The following is a 16,891-nucleotide window of genomic DNA, read 5'->3' on the forward strand; positions in this document are numbered from 1 at the left end:
CCGCCCCCGTCGGCTTGCGTGAACCGGTCGCGCGGAGCGCAGGCGGCGACGCCGAAAACTCAATCCGGTCCCCGTAACGCGAAAGCAGGGGGCCACATCACGGTTCCGGGCCGACCCGCCCGCGCTCCGCCTCCTCCCCACCACTTTCCGGCCCCCGGGCCGGAGAGGCGATCATGCATGCGCGGTCGGTCTCCCTCCCCCGAAGTGGGGAGGGACGGCGAGCCCTTGGCGAGCCCGGGTGGGGAACGCCAGTCCCGCACTGACCGCGCCCGGCTTCACCCTTCCCCACCCGGTCGCTTCGCGACCACCCTCCCCCCGAGGGGAGGGAGAAGGCGCCACCCCGGTCTTTGAAAACTAGAGCCCCGCCGCCCAGTCCGTCGCCCGGACCAGGCTGTCGACGATGCCCGGCTCGCTCGAGGCGTGGCCGGCGTCCTTGATGATGTCCAGCTTCGCTTCCGGCCAGGCGCGGTGCAGCGCCCAGGCGCTGGTGATCGGCGTCACCACGTCGAACCGGCCCTGGGCGATCCAGCAGGGGATGTGCCTGATCCGGCCGATGTTCTTCAGCAGCCAGCCTTCCTCCGGGAAGAAGCCGCCGTTCATGAAGTACCAGCATTCGATCCGCGCGAAGGCCACGGCGAATTCGGGTTCGGCGAATTTGTCGGGGCGGGCGTCCGGCCCCTCGACGCTGACCGTCTCGCCTTCCCAGCTGGACCAGGCGATGGCGCAGCGCTCGCGCTCGGCCCTGTCGTCGCCGATCAGCCGTTTGTAGTAGGCCCCCATCAGATCGTGGCGCTCGTCCTCGGGGATGGGCGCGACGAACCGCTCCCAGGCGTCCGGAAAAATGTTCGACGCCCCGTCCTGGTAGAACCAGTGCAGCTCCGGCTTGGTCAGCAGGAAGATGCCGCGCAGCACCAGGGCGGCGCTCCGTTCGGGATGGGTGATGGCGTAGGCCATCGACAGGGTCGAGCCCCAGCTGCCGCCGAACACGACCCATTTGTCGATGCCCAGCATCTCGCGCAGCCGTTCGATGTCCTCGATCAGCGTCCAGGTGGTGTTGTCCTCCAGCGAGGCGTTCGGCCGGCTCTTGCCGCAGCCGCGCTGGTCGAACAGGACGATGCGGTATTTCGCCGGATCGAAATAGCGCCGCATGCCCGGATTGACCGCCCCGCCCGGGCCGCCGTGCAGCACCACGACGGGCAGGCCCTGGGGATTGCCGCATTCCTCGTAGTAGATCTCGTGCACCCCGCCGGTGGGCATGAAGCCGGTGGCGTAGGGTTCGATGTCCGGGAACAGATCGCGGCGGGGGGCTTCGGGCACGGGAAAGGCCATACTGGAAATCGGTCTCTTTTCGCGCCGTCGGACGGCGATGGATTGTGTCCGCAATGCGGCATGGAAGGGCAAAAGCCAAGCCGCGATCGTCACGACGCCGCCGACATGGGCTGAACGCTAGCCGACAGAATCCGTCGCGTCTGCTATTGCCCCGCCCATGACCGCCGCCCAGCGCCTGGCTTTGCAGTATGTGTTGCTCTTCGGCGCCACCGGGGTCAGCCTTCCGTTTGCAGGATTATGGCTAAGCTCGCGGGGGTTGAGCGGCGCGCAGATCGGAACCCTGCTGGCCATCCCCATGCTGGCCCGAATCATCACGGGGCCGCTGCTCGCGGTCTGGGCCGACGGTTTCAGGCTGCGTCGCACCCCGGTCGCCCTGCTGGGCCTGGTCATGACGCTCGGCTACGGCGCGGCAGGGCTGGTGGACGGCTACCTGGCCTGGGCGGCCTGCTGGTTCGTCGGCGCCACCGCCATGGGGGCGCTGGTGCCGCTGACCGACGTGCTGAACCTGCGTCTGGCCGGTCGGCTCGGCTATACCTTCGCCCTGCCGCGCGCCTTCGGCTCCGCGGCCTTCGTCGTCGCCAACATGGTCATGGGCGCGATGCTGCTGACCCTGCCGGCCGATGCGGTCATCGTCTGGCTGGTCATCGCCTCGCTGGGCCTCGCCGTGGTGGCGGTGCTGGCCCTGCCGCCGGAGCCGGTGGCCGATGGAGAGCCGCTGCGCGGCCGCGAGCGGTTCCGCGGCCTGGGCCGGCTGGCGAAGAATCCGACCTTCATGGTCGCCATCTTCGCCGTCGGCGCGGTTCAGGCGGCCCACGCCTACCAGTACGGCTTCTCGGCCATCCTGTGGAAGGCCGAGGGGATCAGCGAGGCGGTCATCGGCCAGCTCTGGGCCTTCGGCGTCGTGGCCGAGATCGCCCTGATGTGGCTGTTCGAGCCGTGGCGCCGTCGCGTGGGCCTCGATCCGTGGCTCATGCTCGTCGGGGGCGCGGCCGCCGCCGTCGTGCGCTGGAGCGCCATGGCCTTCGCGCCGCCGCTCTGGCTGCTGTGGCCGCTTCAGGCGCTGCATGCCCTGACCTTCGCCGCCACCTTCCTGGCCGGCGTGCAGATCGTCGAACGCCTGGCGCCGCGCGACAGCCAGACAGCGGCCCAGACCCTGAGCTCGGTGCTGTCGGCGGGGGTGCTGATCGGCCTCGCGACGGCGGCGGCGGGGCCGCTGTACGACCGCTACGGCGCGGGCGGCTACTGGGCGATGGCGGTGATGGCGGGGGCGGGTCTGCTGGCCGCCCTCCCGCTCGGACGTCAGCTGGCCCGCGACCGGGGCAGGGGCGAAAGGTGACGCGCCATCGCCTGGGCGGCGGTCTTCACCGCGCGTTGAACGGCCGCGTCGGACGCGGTCTCCGGGGCGCGCAGCAAACCCACGGCGGGCGCGTCCAGACCCTCCGGAAGACCGGAGAGCACCCGGTACAACAAATAGCTGCCGGCATCCTCTTCAGCGTCGGAACTGGCTTCGACGGTCAGGCCGGCCTCGTTCAGCGCACTGACGATGTCGGCGACGGGCGCGGTCGCACGGGCCAGACCCGGACCGACGGTGTCCAACCGCCGCACCCCGTCCAGCGACCGGTTCTCGGCCCGGAGCTGCAGTCTGAAGGCGTCGCTGCGGCGGGTACGGCCGACCAGCAGCAGGCCGCGGCAGCGCTGATCGGCCAGGTGAACGGACAAGACCCTGGCCAAGGCGTCGGGCTCGTCGCTGGCCACGGCGACCGTCCGGGCGCCCGACGGACTCCAGGGCTCCCCGGACAGATCCTCGACCGGGTCCCAGGCCGTCTCGTCGGCGTCATAGGCGCAGATCAGGATCGCGGGGCGATGATCGGACGTCGTCTCGGCGGCGATGTCGGGCATGGACCCTGCTTACGCGTGACGGATAGGTGACGGCGGACGGTGTCCGGACGCCGACGCGTCCGTCAAGACGAAATCGGTCCCGGACCCTCTGTGGACGACCGATTCCCCTTCAGGTGAGATCGCCCACCGCGGCGTCGAGCAGCATGAAGGCGCGTCCGCCGTCCGAGGTCAGCCGTCCCAGGACGCCCGGCCGGTCGCCGGCGCCGGCGCGGGCCGCCAGGTCGCGTGCGAAGGCGCGAACATAGGCCTCGGCGTCGGCTCGCAGGTCGGGATCGGTCAGTACGCGGCGGGATACGCTGCGCACGGCCGCCGGCGCCACGCGACGCACGATCTGGCGCGCCCGGTCGGGATCGCGCTCGGCGACCGCCGCGGCGGCCTCCTCGACGCGCGACCGGGGCAGCAGCGCATTGGGGTCGACCCCCATCCGGCGTATGGCGGCGGTGACCCGTTCCTCGAGCGCCTCGGCGGTCGCCGCCGGCATCACCGGCGTTTCCAGATCCAGCGGCGCCTCGCCAGGGCCGTCATCGACCAGGTCGCTCCAGCCCAGACGCTCTCCGGCGGGCCTGGACGGCGCTCCCGAGCCGGGCATGGGCTCCAGTTTCAGTCGGCCCCGCAGGCCAAAACCTCTCGGCTCGTCGGCCTGGGGAGCATGCGGACGCGGCGCCGCGGCCTCGGCGGCGGGATCGGGCGCCGGCGCCGGCTCGCGGCGGCGCAGGGCGGGCGTGTCCCCCGACACCACGCCCATCAGCCGCACGGCCTCGGTCAGCATGTCGTAGTTGCGGCGCACCCGCTCCTGGAAGCCGGCGTCCAGCGCCTCGGTATCGGCCGCAGCCTTTTGCGAGGCGGCGGACAGGGCCGCGAGTCCCTCCTCGACCGAAGCCCTGACGGCCTCGACCCGCTTCTGCGCCTCGTCGGGCAGGCGGGCCGCGCGATCGTCCAGGTCGCCGATGGTCTCGTCGATCCGGGCCAGGGCGGCGTTCATCCGCTCGACCGTCGATTCCAGCCGTTCCACCGCGCGCTGGCCGGCCTCGTCCACGAGACCGCCCGTCTCGACGACGATCTTGCGGGCGCTGTCGACGCGGGCGTCGGCGGCCTGATCGGCCTTTTGCGCCGCGTCGAACAGGGCTTCGCCCAACCGGTCGGCGCGAATCTGGGCCTGTTCCGCGGCGTCGGTCGCGGCGGCGCGGGATTCCTCGGCCGTGGCCTGAAGGGCCGACAACGCCAGACGGGTCTCCTCCACCAGGGCGTCGCGGGCCTCGGCCGCCAGGGCCTCGAACCGGTCCAGCGCCAGCTTGGTGGCGGCGTCGAAACCGTCGGCCTCCCGCTGGGACATTTCGACCAGGGCGCGGAACTGATCCGTCGCGGCCTCGACCAGATCCTTGATCGTCTCGGTGGTGCGCGTCGAGGTGTCGCCCAGTTCGCCGGCGGCGGCGCGGGCGGCCGACAGCTGTTCGGTCAGCTGGGCGCGCTGGCTCTCGACCTGGGCCGAGAAATCTTCCTGGTCGGTCCGCAGGGCGTAGGCGGCGGTGACGAGGGAGGCGCGCTGCTGGCCCAGGCCTTCCTCGACCGACTGGATCTGTTCGGCGACGCCCGAACCGGCGTTTTCCAGGCGCAGGGTCTGCCGCGCCAGGTCGTCGGCGGCGACGCGGGCCGCGTCCTGGGCCTCTCCGGCGGCGGCGGCGAGATCGGCGGCGCGTGCGGCAAGGGCGGCTTCGGCCTCGCGCAACTGGGTCTGGGCCAGATCCGAAGCGTCGATGACCATGCGCGATTGCCGCTCGACGGCGTCGATCACACCGGACGCCTGGCTGTCCAGCTGGACGCCCAGGGTCTGCATCTGGGCGCGCTCGGCGCCCAGCTGCTCGGCCAGGCGGCGCGCGGTGCGGCCGGCGGTCTCGGCGGCCTCGTTGAGGCGGGAGGTCTCCTGGGACAGGGCCTCGCGCAGCAGGGCCATGTCGTTGCGGGCGCGTTCCGCCGCGAGAGAGGCCTGGTCGATGTCGTTGCGCAGGGAATGCAGGACTTCTCCGGTCTGCTGCGCCGCCAGGGCCGTGGGGGCGACCAGGGCCTCGGACAGCTCGCGGGCGCGGCGGGTTTCAGCCGCGAGGCCGGCGCCTTGGCGCACGGCATGGGCCAGCATGATGGCCATGCCGGCGGGAGCGAGAGCGATCAGCGCATAGACAGCCAGGCGCAGGGGTTCCAGCTCGACCGCGCCGGCCCCGACCTCGAAGGCGAGCCAGGCCGCGACGCCGCCCACCCACAGGGCCGAGGCGACGCCCGCGAGCAGATAGGCGTGGCGACCCGACGGCGCGGGCGGCTCGCGTCGGCGAACGGGAAGGGAGGGGGGCTCGTAGGCGACCGGCGGCGTTTCGGCGGATACCGTCAGTTCGGGCGCCGCGGCCGGCGGCGCCGCGCGTTCGGCCTCGGCCAGACTCCGCTCCTCGGCCCGTCGTTGTTCCTCGGCCAGGCGACGACGGCGACGTTCGGACATGGGTCGTTCCGCCATCGGAGCCGCGATGGGCTCCGGGGTCGACAGATGGTCGGTATCCAGAAAGGACTCGACCGCCGGCGCCTCCGTCTCCGGATCGGTCAGGTTCAGCGGGGGCCGTTGACGGGGTGGTTTCATGAAGCGGCGATCTCGTCACGGAGCGGCGTCGGCGGCCGACGCGCGAAAGGACGGTTCGACCCTAACGAGTCATTGGCGGCGCGCAAAGGCGAGCGCGGACGAATCCGGGGACAGTCCGCGCGCCGCGGATCAGCAGTCCTGATCGCGCTCGGCCGACCTGGCCAGGGTCGCGGCCGACGGCCCGTCGCCGCAATCGCGCACGCGGTGGATTTCACGTTGGGGCTTTTGCGGCGCATCGAGATCCACGCCGAACTGCGACAAGGCCGCGGCGGCCAGCATGGCCACAAATCCCGCGATGAACTCGATCAGCGCCTGCATCGCCGATCTCCCCCTGTCCGACTGACGGCGATCCTTATGCGCTCAAAACCGCGTTCAAACAATCCGGCCCCGCATGAACAAAGCGTCACCATTGACCCGTTGCTCCCGGACGTGGAACGGAAGTCGCCGGCATGCGTCCTGTAGAGCTTGGGGCGCACATCGTCGTCACGCGAATCGGCCAGACCTGCGCCATGAACGAACTCGGGGATGACCGCGGCCAAAGCCTGCTGACGCCGGGGCGCAATTGCTGGCGCGTCGATACGGCGGACCGGTTCGCCGTGCTGCTGGAGAATGCCGCCTATTTCGACGCCCTGCGCTCGGCGCTGGCCAAGGCGCGCCGATCGATCGTCATCCTGGGCTGGCAGTTTGATCCGCGCACCCGCCTGGATCCGGAGAGCCCGCATCGCGACCATCAGGCCCAGATCGGCCATCAGTTGCGCATGCTGGTGAGGGCGCGCCCAGACCTGGACGTGCGCCTGTTGATCTGGAAGTCGCCCTTGCTGATCGCGGCGTCCCAGGGATTTTACCCGCACCGGGCGCAGAACTGGTTCCGCAAGCGGATGGTGGAGTTCCGGCTGGACCAGACCGCCGCGCTGGGCGCCTGTCATCACCAGAAGGTGGTGATCATCGACGACGCGGTCGCCTTCTGCGGCGGTGGCGACATCGCGACCGACCGCTGGGACACTGAAGAGCATCTGGATGGCGATCCGCGCCGTTGCCAGCCGTCCGGCCTGATTCCTTCGCCCCGACATGAGGTCATGTGCGTCATGGACGGCCCGGCGGCGCGGGCGCTTGGCGACCTCGCCAGGGAGCGCTGGTTTCGTTCGACCGGCGAGAGGACGATACCCGACGAAACCGCCGGCGATCCGTGGCCCGACGACCTGGAGCCCGACATGCGGAAGACCCCGGTGGCCATTGCACGCACTGAACCGGCCGCGGGCGGACGCGCCGAAGTGCGCGAGAACGAAGCGCTGCACCTGGACGCCATCCGGCGAGCCAGGAAGCTGATCTATTACGAGAACCAGTATTTCACATCGCCGGTCATCGCGGCGGCCCTGGCGGAACGGCTGGCCGAAGATGACGGGCCGGAGATCGTACTTGTCTCGACCGGAACCAGTCCGAGCTGGTTCGATCGCATTACCATGGACACGGCGCGGTCGGAGGTGCTGTTCCGCCTGGAACAGGCCGACCGGCACAACCGCTTCTTCGCTTTCGCACCCCATACTCTCGGCGGCGAGCGGATTATCGTCCATGCCAAGGTGTCCATCTATGACGACGCGATTCTTCGGATCGGCTCGACCAATCTGAACAACCGGTCGCTGGGCTTCGACACCGAGTGCGACGTCGCCGTGGCGCCCCCCGGCGACGCGGGGCGGGCGGCCATCCGCCGCTTCCGCCAGCGTTCCATCGGCCACTGGATCGGGGTCGAAGGGGAGATCTTCGGGGCGGTCGAGGCGGTTACGGGGTCGGTGGGGGAAGCGATCCAGCAATCTGACACCGGCCGTTTGCACCCCTTGGGCGCGGAGCCGCCGTCACGGGTGGAACGCATCATAGCCGAGTTCCAGCTGGGCGATCCGACTTCGACCGGGGACGCCTTTCGTCCCTGGAGGCGGCGGACCCGCTCGCATCGCAGCCTGCCTTCGCCTACGGAATCCTGATCTCGAAATCGACGATCAGCGGCAGGTGGTCCGACGCCATGCGGGCCAGCGGGGAAAACGGGGCCTTCACCGCCGTCACCACCACTTCGGGGCTGGTGAAACAGTGGTCGATGCGAATGGCGGGGAAGCTGGATGGAAACGTCTTCACCGATGGCCGGAGTCCCAGGCTGCGCTGGCAGTCGGACAGCCGCCGGGCCAGGGTCTGGTAAGGGCGGGTGACCGAGGTCGCATTGAAATCGCCGGTCAGCAGGGTGGGGCCGACGCAGTCCGGATGGCCCAGCCAGTCGGGACCGACAAGCGCCGCCGCTTGCAGCCTCTGCTCGCGGGGGATCAACCCCAGATGGGTGTTGACGACGTTCAGCGCGACCCCGTCGATGTCGATCACCGCCCACAGGGCCCCGCGCGGCTCCAGCCCCGGGACGCCGCGGACCGAGGGCAGGGGGCCGGACTTCACCAGCCTTTCGGGCCTCAGGGTCAGGATGGCGTCCCCGTATTGCTCGGCCTCGACGCGCATCGCGGCATGGAAGTGAAACGTCATGGCCAGACCGTCGGCGATCGACCGGGCCTGATCGACGAATCCGGTGCGAGCCCGTCCGACGTCCAGTTCCTGCAGGCAGACGATGTCCGGCTCGTGCTCGGCGATCACGCCGACGATCCGGGCGACGTCGAGCTTGCGATCGACGCCGACGCAGCGATGGACATTGTAGGTCAGCAGGCGGGGCATGACGTCCTGGAAGCGGGTCGGGCGGCGGTCAGCCAATACCACGGGGATTGCGACACCAAAGCGGCGGGGCGATCCTGGTTCAGATCACGACCACCCTGTCTTCGATCTCGTTGGGATTCGTGTCCCGAGGAGGGAAATGCTCGGCCAGAACCTGACCGCACAGGTTGATCGCAACCTCGAAGCCAGCCGCGGGATCGCCGTTCTTCATGCCCCTGGCCAAGCCCTCGACGGCGTCGCCCCAGACGGCCTGGTCGACCTTGTCGTGGATGCCCTGATCGGCGACTACCTCGACCTGATGGTCCGACAGGGCGGCGAAGATCAGCACGCCGGTGCGACCCTCGGTCACGTGGAGGCCGTGGGCGAGAAACTGCTCGACCGCCGCCCGGCGCACCCGCGCCCGTCGGATGCTGCGCGGCGTCACGATGCGACGGACCCGGGGAATCGATGTGAGCAGGAACACCGTCAGGAACACCGCCGACTGGATCAGGGCGTAGGCGGCCAGGGATTGTCCCACGATCACGTCGCTGGATGACAGGTGGGCCGCCTGCCAGCCGTCGCCAAGGCCTGGAATCCAGGCTGGATCGAAACCGAACGGGATCAGGCCCAGCGGCAGGATCAGGGCCGCCGCCGCCGCCCAGCCCAAAGAGATGTCGCGATAGGACGAGACCCTTCGCGCCAGCACGCAGAAGATTTCGCCGGAAGTCCCGGCCTCGGCGGCCGCGATCGCCCTGGCGATTCGGTCATGAACCTCGGGAGTCAGCTTGATCACCATCCGCCGGACGCTCCCCCGCCGCCGAAGCTGCCGCCGCCGCCCCCGAAACCGCCGCCGCCCCCGAAACCGCCTCCGCCGCCTCGACCGCCGCTTCTCAACGCCTCGGCCGCCGCCCAAAGCAGGATGGGGCCCACCCCGTTGCCCCGCCGCCGCCGCCCCCGGCCGCCCGCGCCGCCGATCATCGCCAGGATCATGAGGACGAAGATCACCGCGATCACCACCCCGACGCCGACGGGGGGGCTGGACCGGGGTCGCTCCGCGGCCGCCGCCCGGGCCTGGGCCTCCGCGGGGTCCAGCCGCAGTTGCCGGTCGATGGCGTCGACGCCCTGTTCGATGCCCCGCTCGAAATGACCTTCCCGGAACGAGGGCAGGATCTCGTTCTGGATGATGAGGGCGGACAGGGCGTCCGTCAGCACCGGTTCGAGACCGTAGCCGACCTCGATCCGGACCTTGCGCTCCTTCGGGGCGACGATGAGCAGGACGCCGTTGTTCTTTCCGGCCTGTCCGATGCCCCAGGCCCGACCCAGTTGATAGCCGTACTCCTCGATCTCGTAGCCCTGAAGGTCGGGGACAGTGACGACCACGACCTGGTCGGTGGTGTCCCGTTCCAGGGCTTCGAGCCGGGCGGCCAGTTCCAATTCCTTGGCGTCCGACACGAGGTCGCCGTGATCGATGACCCGGCCATTCAGCGGCGGAAAGGTCGGACCGGCCCGGGCCAGCGCCGGGAGGGCGGCGACCAGCCAGATCGCCGCCAGCAGGGCGGCCCACAGGGCCGCGGCCTTCGCCAGCCGGGAAGCCGGAGCGGCGTGGATCACTGCGCCGCCGGCGCCGCGGGCGGAGCCGAGCCTGGCGCGGCGGCCGGCGCGCCGCCGCCGGGTTGGGTCGCGGGGTTGAGGGCGTCGAAATTCACCCCCGGAGCGGTCTGGGCGGTCTCGGTGGCGGTGAACAGCTGCATCGGTTCCGACCCGCCATGGATGGTGTTGGCCCATATCACCGTCGGGAAGGTGCGCAGCGAGGTGTTGTAGTCGCGAACGGCCTCGTTGTAGTCGCGCCGCGCCACGGCGATGCGGTTCTCGGTGCCCTCCAGCTGGGATTGCAGGGCGATGAAATTCTGGTTCGACTTGATGTCGGGATAGCGTTCCACGACCAGCAACAGCCGGGACAGGGCTTGCGACAACTGACCCTGGGCGGCCTGGTAGCGCTGGAAGGCGGCCGGGTCGCTGAGCGTTTCCGGCGTAACCGTCACGCCTGTCGCCTGCGCCCGGGCCTCGATCACCTGGGTCAGGGTGGTGCGCTCGGCGATGGCGGCGCCCTGGACCGTGGCGACCAGATTGGGGACCAGGTCGGCGCGGCGCTGGTACTGCGACTGGACGTCGGCCCAGCGCGCCTTGGCCGCTTCCTCCTTGGTCGGAATGGCGTTGATCCCGCAGCCGGCGGCGGCGGGGGCGAGGATGACGACGGCGGCGAGGGCCGTAACACGGGGCGAGAAGCGGATCATCGACGTCTCCTGACAGGCCAGACTCCGACTATCGGGGTTCCCCGGCGGCGGTTCAAGCGTCCAGCGGATCGGGCGCGACCCCGGCGATGCGACAGGCAGCCGTGTAGGTGTTGGCCAGCAGGCAGGCGATGGTCATCGGGCCCACCCCGCCGGGAACAGGGGTGATCCGCCCGGCCACGACGGCGGCTTCCTCGAAGGCGACGTCGCCGACCAGCCGGGTCTTGCCCTCTGCGGCCTTGACCGGATCGCGGGAGGGGACGCGATTGATGCCGACGTCGATGACCGTCGCGCCCGGCCTGATCCAGTCGCCGCGCACCATTTCCGGGCGACCGACGGCGGCCACCAGGATGTCGGCCGTGCGGCAGAGCGCCGGCAGGTCGCGGGTTCGCGAATGGGCCACGGTCACGGTGCAGCTCTCGCCCAGAAGCAACTGCGCCATGGGCTTGCCGACGATGTTCGAGCGCCCGATGACCACGGCGTTCAGGCCCGACAGATCGCCCAGTTCGGCCTTCAGCAGCATCAGACAGCCCAGCGGCGTGCACGGGACCAAGCCGGGCAGGCCCACGGCCAGACGCCCCGCGTTGACGACATGGAAGCCATCCACGTCCTTGTCGGGGTCGATGGCGCCCAGCACGGCGGCGTCGTCGATATGAGCGGGCAGGGGGAGCTGGACCAGAATGCCATGGATGCCGGCGTCGGCGTTGAGGGCGGCGATCAGGGCCAGCAAATCGGCCTGGGTGGTCGAGTCGGGCAGGCGATGGATGTCGGATCGCAGGCCGGCGCGCTCGGTCGTCTCGCCCTTGTTGCGGACGTAGATCTGGCTGGCCGGATCCTCGCCGACGATGACGACGGCCAGGCCGGGCTTGACGCCATGGGCGGATTCCAGCCGGGCCGAGGCGGCGGCGACCCGCTCCACCAGGCCGGCGGCGAAGGCCTTGCCGTCGATCAGGGTCGCGCGGGCGGGGTCGGCCGTCATGGATTTCGGCTCCAGTCGTCAGGAATCGTGCGGTCCCCGCGATTTACAGAGGGCGCGGTTCGGCGTCTATGATCGGCGTTGCAATCAGGGGGACCTCCATGCGCCGTCAGACCATCCTCGCCGCCGTCAGCCTGCTGGCGTTGTCGATCGCGGCCCCGGCCCTGGCCCAGACGCCCCGGCAGCTTTCGGTGGGCGCGAGCGTCGAGGGCCAGATCGAGGACGGGGACGCCACGGCGCCCGACGACGCCTACCGCTATGACTCCTATGCGATCATCGCCCGCGCCGGACAGCGGCTCGAGGCGATCATGCGGGCGGCGGAGTTTGACGCCTTCCTGGAAGTCTATCGCGATGGCGAGGACGATTCGCTGGCCAGCGATGACGACGGACTGGGCGAAGGCACCAATTCCCGCCTGCGCTTCACCGCCGACCGGGCCGGAACCTATCTGCTACGGGCCCGCACCCTGTCGGGCCTCGAGGGCGGCGCGTACACGCTGGCCCTGAGCGAGCGTCCGCAGGTGCCTCGCCCCCCGCGGCCCTCCCGAATCCGGGTCGGCCAGACGGTGGAAGGAGAGCTGCGCGCCGGGGACCCCGAGGCCGGGGACGGCGCGGTTTACGACGCCTTCGCTTTCCGCGCCCGGACGGGCGAACGGGTCCAGATCGATCTGACGGCCGACGCCTTCGATCCGGTGGTCCGGGTCGGGCGCATGCAGGGCGGAGACTTTGCGGAACTGGCCATGAACGACGACGGGCCGGATACGGGCCTCAACTCCCGGCTGACGTTCACCGCTCCGGACACGGGCGAGTATATCATCCGGGCCACGCCGCTGAACGGGGCGGGCGAGGGCTCCTACGCCCTGACGCTGGCGCAAGGGCCGGCGCCGGCGGCGGCCCAGACCATCGAGATCGGCGGTTCTGTCCAGGGCGATCTGACCGAAGACGACGGCAAGAGCGACGCCGGCGCCCTCGCGGACGCCTATCGCTTCTCGGGGCGCGAAGGACAGCGCATCCGCATCGACATGAGTTCGGACGATTTCGACACCTATCTGCAGCTGTTCGACGAAGATCGCGTCAGCCTGGCGGAAGACGACGACGGTGGGGCCGAGGGCACGGATTCGCGCCTGACCTTCACCCTGCCGCGCACCGGCTCCTATCTGATCGAGGCTCGCGCCTTCACCGAAGCCACGGGGGCCTATTCGCTGTCGATCTCCGAGGTCGAGCCGGAACGTCCCCCGGAGGCGCTGGCCTTCGGCGCGACCGTCCAGGGCGAGATCGGCGAGGGCGACTCGACCGACAACGACGATCGCGGCTTCGACGCCTACGCCTTCCGCGGACTGGCCGGACAGCGAGTGCGGGCGATCATGCGGTCGGGGGATTTCGACACCTATGTGCAGATCGGCCGGGCGGGAGCCGAGTTCGAGCCGCTGGCGTCCGACGACGACGGTCTGGGCGAGGGGACCGATTCCCGACTGAACTACGCCCTGCCCGAGGACGGCGACTATGTGTTGCGCGCCTCGCCCCTGGGGTCGGACGGCAAGGGACTGTATTCGCTGGAGCTGGTCGACCGGGGGCCGCAACCGCGGCCGGGCAGTCTGCTGGTCGGGGCCACCGCCCGGGGCATTCTGACGGAAGCCGACGCGACCGCCGAGGACAACAGCTTTTACGACGCCTATCGCGTGGAGCTGAAGGAAGACGAGAAGCTGTTGATCACCATGGTCTCCAACGAGGTCGACAGCTTCCTCGTTCTCGGGCGGGATCAGGAGGACGGCGGGTTCGAGGTGCTGGGTTCGGACGACGACAGCCTGTCCGACACCCACGCCAAGCTGGAATGGACCGCTCCCGCCGACGGGATTTACGAGGTCCGCGCCGGCACCTTCCAGCAAGGGCAGACCGGGGCCTATGCGCTGAACGTCGAGAAACAGCCGTAAGGGCGAGTTGAACTTCCCGTCCCGACCGCGCATTCCCGCGGGCGGGATGCGTGGAGTGACGATGTGCCCGGGACCGTGAACCGCAAGGACCAGCACCTGGACGTGATCCTGGCCGGCAAGGCGCGGCACGCGTTGGCCGCGGGCTTCGACGACGTCCGGTTCGTGCACGAGGCCCTGCCGGACCTCGACCACGGCAAGATCGACCTGGGCGCGGACTTTCTGGGGCGTCGGCTGAAGGCCCCCCTGCTCATCAGCGCCATGACCGGGGGGCCGGAGCGGGCCGAGGCGATCAACGCCCGGCTGGCCGAGGCGGCGCAGCAGCTGGGCATCGCCCTGGCGGTCGGCTCGCAGCGCGCGGCGCTGGAGAGCGACGGGGCGCCGGGGCTGGACATGGCACTGCGGCTCAAGGCGCCGGACACGCCGATCCTCGCCAATATCGGCGCGGCCCAGTTGACGCGGGGCTTCGGCGTCGATGAGGCGCGGCGGGTGCTGGACATGATCGCGGCCGACGCCCTGGTCGTGCACCTTAACCCGCTGCAGGAGGCCTGCCAGCCCGAGGGCGACCGCGACTGGTGGGGCGTGGGGGCGGCGCTGGAGGCGCTGGTCAAGGCGCTGGACGCGCCGGTGGTGGTCAAGGAGACCGGGGCCGGCCTCTCGGGCGGGACGGCCCGCCGGCTGATCGACATGGGCGTGGCGGCCGTCGACGTGGCCGGGGCCGGCGGCTCCAACTGGGCCCTGGCCGAGGGCGAGCGGGCCGAGGGGGAGGCGGACAAGGCCCATGCGGCGGCCTTCGGGGACTGGGGCATCCCCACGGCGACGGCCATCGCCGAGGTCCGGGCGGCCTGTCCGAAGGCGCTGATCATCGGTTCGGGCGGAGTGCGCGACGGGGTCGACGCGGCCAGGGCCATCCGGCTGGGGGCCGATATGGTCGGGCAGGCGGCGGGCGTGCTGGCGGCGGCGACGATCTCGACCGAGGCGGTGATCGAGCATTTCCAGATCGTGATCCGCCAGCTGCGGACCGTCTGCTTCTGCACCGGCTCGGCCAATCTGACGGCGCTGCGCAAGGCGCCGCTGCAGGACTGACTGTTCCGGTCTGCTGTCCCGGCGAGTGCTGGTTCATAACGAACGACACGAAGGGGGCCACGAAGGCCACAAAGGGACCTGAGTGGATGATAGCGGCGAGCCAAAATCCTGCTCCGAGCAATGCGGCATACGCCGCGATCACCAGACATCGGAAAAAACACTGACGTGGACACAGCCCAAGTCTCGTCGTGTCCTTTGTGGCCCCCTTCGTGTCCTTCGTGATGAACCTTCTCGCCGCCGCACCTTGCCGAAAGGGCAGCGGGCGAAGGGTCTGAACCGGGGTGCGAGAGTCTCGTATCATCCCGAAAAAATGCGCGCAAATTTTCAGGAGGCCTCCGGCGGGATCCTCTCGATGCGGAACCGGGCCTGAAAGGCGGCGCGGCGGGTGCTGGAAAATGTCAAAGACCCCGCCCTGTGGGCGTCACAGGACTACAACACGGGGATGCGTCAAAAGCGGTCGTCGCGACCGGAAGGCCGCTGAATTCCACTTTCCGAAGGGGCGGAAGTAGCGGAATCCGGGGGCGAGAGTAGCGGGTCGGGAGGGGCGAGAGTCTCCATTCAGACGGAGGGCAGGAGGTCTCCGGCGAAGGCGCGGTAACGGCCGGCCCGGACGCCGTCGGTGGCGCGGGCGATATCCGGCGCGAAATAATGGTCCGAGCCGTAGGCCGCGGCCGCCTCCCGGACGATGGCCCAGACCTTTTCGAGATCGGGCGAGGAGGTCAGCGGGCGATGGAATTCGATGCCCTGGGCGGCGGCCAGCAGTTCAATGCCGACGACGGCGGCGACGTTCTCGGCCATGTCGAGCAGGCGGCGGGCGCCATGGGTGGCCATGGAGACGTGGTCCTCCTGATTGGCCGAGGTCGGCACTGTGTCGATGCTGCAGGGGTGGGCGACCATGCGGTTCTCCGCGACCAGGGCGGCGGCGGTGACCTGGGCGATCATGAAGCCGGAGTTCAGGCCGCTCTCCCTGACGAGGAAGGCCGGCAGTTCGCTCATCTTCGGATCGACGAGGATGGCGGTGCGGCGTTCGGAGATATTGCCGATCTCGCACAGGGCCATGGCGATCATATCGGCTGCGAAAGCAACGGGTTCGGCGTGGAAGTTTCCGCCCGAAATAACGTCGCCGTCGTCGATGAAGACCAGTGGATTGTCGGTGACGGCGTTGGCCTCGCGCTCCAGCGTGGCCGCGGCGTTGCGCAGGACGTCCAGCACAGCGCCCATGACCTGGGGCTGGCAGCGCAGGGAGTAGGGGTCCTGCACCTTGGCGCAGCCCTCGCGGTGGCTGTCGCGGATGGCCGAGCCGGCCATCAGGGCGCGCAGGCGGGCGGCGACGGCGATCTGGCCGGGCTGGCCGCGCAGGGCGTGGATGCGGGCGTCGAACGGGGCGTCCGAGCCCTTGAGCGCATCGACCGACAGGGCTCCCGCCGCGATGCCGGCCGCGAAGGCGGCCTCGGCGGCGAACAGGCCGGCGAGAGCCAGGGCGGTGGAGCACTGGGTGCCGTTGAGGAGGGCCAGACCCTCCTTGGGGCCGAGGGTTAGCGGCGTCAGGCCGACGCGGGCGAGGGCGGCCTCGGCGGACAGGGTCTCGCCCTTGTGCCGGGCTTCGCCGACACCGATCAGGACGCAGGACATGTGGGCCAGCGGGGCCAGGTCGCCCGAGGCGCCGACCGAGCCCTTGGACGGGATGCAGGGCAGGACGTCGGCGTTGACGAGAGCTATCAGGGCCTCGAGCGTCCCGCGCCGGATGCCAGAGGCGCCCTTCGACAGGCTGGCGATCTTGAGCACCATCAGCAGGCGGACGGCGCGGTCGTCCAGCAGGGCGCCGACGCCGCAGGCGTGGCTGAGGACGAGGTTCTTCTGCAGCGTCTCCAGATCCTCCGTGGCGATGGAGGTGTTGGCCAGCAGGCCGAAGCCGGTGTTGACGCCGTAGACGGTGCGGCCTTCGGCCACGATGGCGGCGACCACGGCCGCGCCGCGCTCGACGGCGGTCCAGGCGGACGGAGCGAGTTCGACGGTGGCAGGGCCTTCAAGGACGGCGCGAAGTTGGGCGAGGGTGAGGGGCGACTGGCCGAGGGTGAGGGTGGTCATG

General features: G+C 70.2%; 14 protein-coding genes. 4 read left to right on the forward strand and 10 right to left on the reverse strand.

Annotated elements, in window-relative coordinates; genetic code table 11:
• Positions 1 to 354: 354 nt before the first annotated feature.
• On the reverse strand, positions 355 to 1,329 hold the full coding sequence (gene pip / locus Q8Q71_RS00900) for a prolyl aminopeptidase (RefSeq protein ID WP_305757764.1): 975 nt from the start codon (positions 1,327 to 1,329) through the stop codon (positions 355 to 357).
• Positions 1,330 to 1,486: 157 nt separating this feature from the next.
• Here pip and Q8Q71_RS00905 point away from each other — a divergent pair, with 157 nt between their 5' ends.
• Complete coding sequence (locus Q8Q71_RS00905; protein WP_305757765.1) at positions 1,487 to 2,665, forward strand: MFS transporter; 1,179 nt, start codon at positions 1,487 to 1,489, stop codon at positions 2,663 to 2,665.
• On the opposite strand, the gene Q8Q71_RS00910 is transcribed toward Q8Q71_RS00905, so the two are convergent.
• The 3 genes from Q8Q71_RS00910 to Q8Q71_RS00920 form a co-directional block, all read right to left on the reverse strand.
• The gene (locus tag Q8Q71_RS00910) at positions 2,629 to 3,228 is read right to left on the reverse strand and encodes a hypothetical protein (RefSeq protein ID WP_305757766.1); all 600 of its coding nucleotides are present in this window, start codon (positions 3,226 to 3,228) and stop codon (positions 2,629 to 2,631) included. The two genes, Q8Q71_RS00905 and Q8Q71_RS00910, sit on opposite strands and share 37 nt — an antisense overlap.
• A gap of 109 nt (positions 3,229 to 3,337) precedes the next feature.
• Positions 3,338 to 5,848, reverse strand: a complete 2,511-nt coding sequence (locus Q8Q71_RS00915) for a tipN (protein ID WP_305757767.1) — start codon at positions 5,846 to 5,848, stop codon at positions 3,338 to 3,340.
• Between the two features lie 129 nt (positions 5,849 to 5,977).
• Positions 5,978 to 6,166 (reverse strand): hypothetical protein, encoded by a 189-nt coding sequence (locus Q8Q71_RS00920; protein WP_305757768.1) that lies wholly within the window; start codon positions 6,164 to 6,166, stop codon positions 5,978 to 5,980.
• Between the two features lie 131 nt (positions 6,167 to 6,297).
• Between Q8Q71_RS00920 and Q8Q71_RS00925 the strand changes: the two genes are divergently transcribed.
• Positions 6,298 to 7,824, forward strand: a complete 1,527-nt coding sequence (locus tag Q8Q71_RS00925; protein WP_305757769.1) for a phospholipase D-like domain-containing protein — start codon at positions 6,298 to 6,300, stop codon at positions 7,822 to 7,824.
• Here Q8Q71_RS00925 and Q8Q71_RS00930 read toward each other — a convergent pair.
• The 5 genes from Q8Q71_RS00930 to folD form a co-directional block, all read right to left on the reverse strand.
• Positions 7,811 to 8,548, reverse strand: coding sequence for an endonuclease/exonuclease/phosphatase family protein (locus Q8Q71_RS00930; protein WP_305757868.1), 738 nt, complete (start codon positions 8,546 to 8,548; stop codon positions 7,811 to 7,813). The genes Q8Q71_RS00925 and Q8Q71_RS00930 overlap by 14 nt on opposite strands.
• 79 nt (positions 8,549 to 8,627) lie before the next feature.
• Complete coding sequence (locus tag Q8Q71_RS00935; protein ID WP_305757770.1) at positions 8,628 to 9,320, reverse strand: TPM domain-containing protein; 693 nt, start codon at positions 9,318 to 9,320, stop codon at positions 8,628 to 8,630.
• Positions 9,314 to 10,135 carry a YgcG family protein gene (locus tag Q8Q71_RS00940; protein WP_305757771.1) on the reverse strand — a complete coding sequence of 274 codons (822 nt, stop codon included), beginning with the start codon at positions 10,133 to 10,135 and terminating at the stop codon, positions 9,314 to 9,316. Before Q8Q71_RS00940 ends, Q8Q71_RS00935 begins: the two co-directional genes overlap by 7 nt.
• Positions 10,132 to 10,818: a LemA family protein gene (locus Q8Q71_RS00945; RefSeq protein ID WP_305757772.1), complete on the reverse strand. Its 687-nt coding sequence runs from the start codon at positions 10,816 to 10,818 to the stop codon at positions 10,132 to 10,134. Before Q8Q71_RS00945 ends, Q8Q71_RS00940 begins: the two co-directional genes overlap by 4 nt.
• A 52-nt stretch (positions 10,819 to 10,870) precedes the next feature.
• Positions 10,871 to 11,794, reverse strand: coding sequence for a bifunctional methylenetetrahydrofolate dehydrogenase/methenyltetrahydrofolate cyclohydrolase FolD (gene folD, locus Q8Q71_RS00950; RefSeq protein ID WP_305757773.1), 924 nt, complete (start codon positions 11,792 to 11,794; stop codon positions 10,871 to 10,873).
• A gap of 98 nt (positions 11,795 to 11,892) precedes the next feature.
• On the opposite strand from folD, the gene Q8Q71_RS00955 reads away from it, so the two are divergent.
• Positions 11,893 to 13,719, forward strand: coding sequence for a PPC domain-containing protein (locus Q8Q71_RS00955; protein ID WP_305757774.1), 1,827 nt, complete (start codon positions 11,893 to 11,895; stop codon positions 13,717 to 13,719).
• 63 nt (positions 13,720 to 13,782) lie between these two features.
• Positions 13,783 to 14,802: a type 2 isopentenyl-diphosphate Delta-isomerase gene (gene fni, locus Q8Q71_RS00960; protein WP_305757775.1), complete on the forward strand. Its 1,020-nt coding sequence runs from the start codon at positions 13,783 to 13,785 to the stop codon at positions 14,800 to 14,802.
• Positions 14,803 to 15,360: 558 nt separating this feature from the next.
• Here fni and hutH read toward each other — a convergent pair.
• On the reverse strand, positions 15,361 to 16,890 hold the full coding sequence (gene hutH, locus Q8Q71_RS00965) for a histidine ammonia-lyase (protein ID WP_305757776.1): 1,530 nt from the start codon (positions 16,888 to 16,890) through the stop codon (positions 15,361 to 15,363).
• Between the last annotated feature and the right edge of the window lies 1 nt (position 16,891).

Origin of the sequence: Brevundimonas sp., assembly GCF_030704825.1 — a bacterium.
GTDB lineage: Bacteria > Pseudomonadota > Alphaproteobacteria > Caulobacterales > Caulobacteraceae > Brevundimonas.

Bases quoted from the DNA above. Each gene is read 5' to 3' on its own strand.
- Q8Q71_RS00920 (WP_305757768.1), bottom strand. From the start codon at position 6,166: ATGCAGGCGCTGATCGAGTTCATCGCGGGATTTGTGGCCATGCTGGCC.
- Q8Q71_RS00930 (WP_305757868.1), bottom strand. From the start codon at position 8,548: ATGCCCCGCCTGCTGACCTACAATGTCCATCGCTGCGTCGGCGTCGAT.
- pip (WP_305757764.1), bottom strand. From the start codon at position 1,329: ATGGCCTTTCCCGTGCCCGAAGCCCCCCGCCGCGATCTGTTCCCGGAC.
- hutH (WP_305757776.1), bottom strand. From the start codon at position 16,890: ATGACCACCCTCACCCTCGGCCAGTCGCCCCTCACCCTCGCCCAACTT.
- Q8Q71_RS00945 (WP_305757772.1), bottom strand. From the start codon at position 10,818: ATGATCCGCTTCTCGCCCCGTGTTACGGCCCTCGCCGCCGTCGTCATC.
- Q8Q71_RS00925 (WP_305757769.1), top strand. From the start codon at position 6,298: ATGCGTCCTGTAGAGCTTGGGGCGCACATCGTCGTCACGCGAATCGGC.
- Q8Q71_RS00935 (WP_305757770.1), bottom strand. From the start codon at position 9,320: ATGGTGATCAAGCTGACTCCCGAGGTTCATGACCGAATCGCCAGGGCG.
- folD (WP_305757773.1), bottom strand. From the start codon at position 11,794: ATGACGGCCGACCCCGCCCGCGCGACCCTGATCGACGGCAAGGCCTTC.
- Q8Q71_RS00915 (WP_305757767.1), bottom strand. From the start codon at position 5,848: ATGAAACCACCCCGTCAACGGCCCCCGCTGAACCTGACCGATCCGGAG.
- Q8Q71_RS00910 (WP_305757766.1), bottom strand. From the start codon at position 3,228: ATGCCCGACATCGCCGCCGAGACGACGTCCGATCATCGCCCCGCGATC.
- Q8Q71_RS00955 (WP_305757774.1), top strand. From the start codon at position 11,893: ATGCGCCGTCAGACCATCCTCGCCGCCGTCAGCCTGCTGGCGTTGTCG.
- Q8Q71_RS00905 (WP_305757765.1), top strand. From the start codon at position 1,487: ATGACCGCCGCCCAGCGCCTGGCTTTGCAGTATGTGTTGCTCTTCGGC.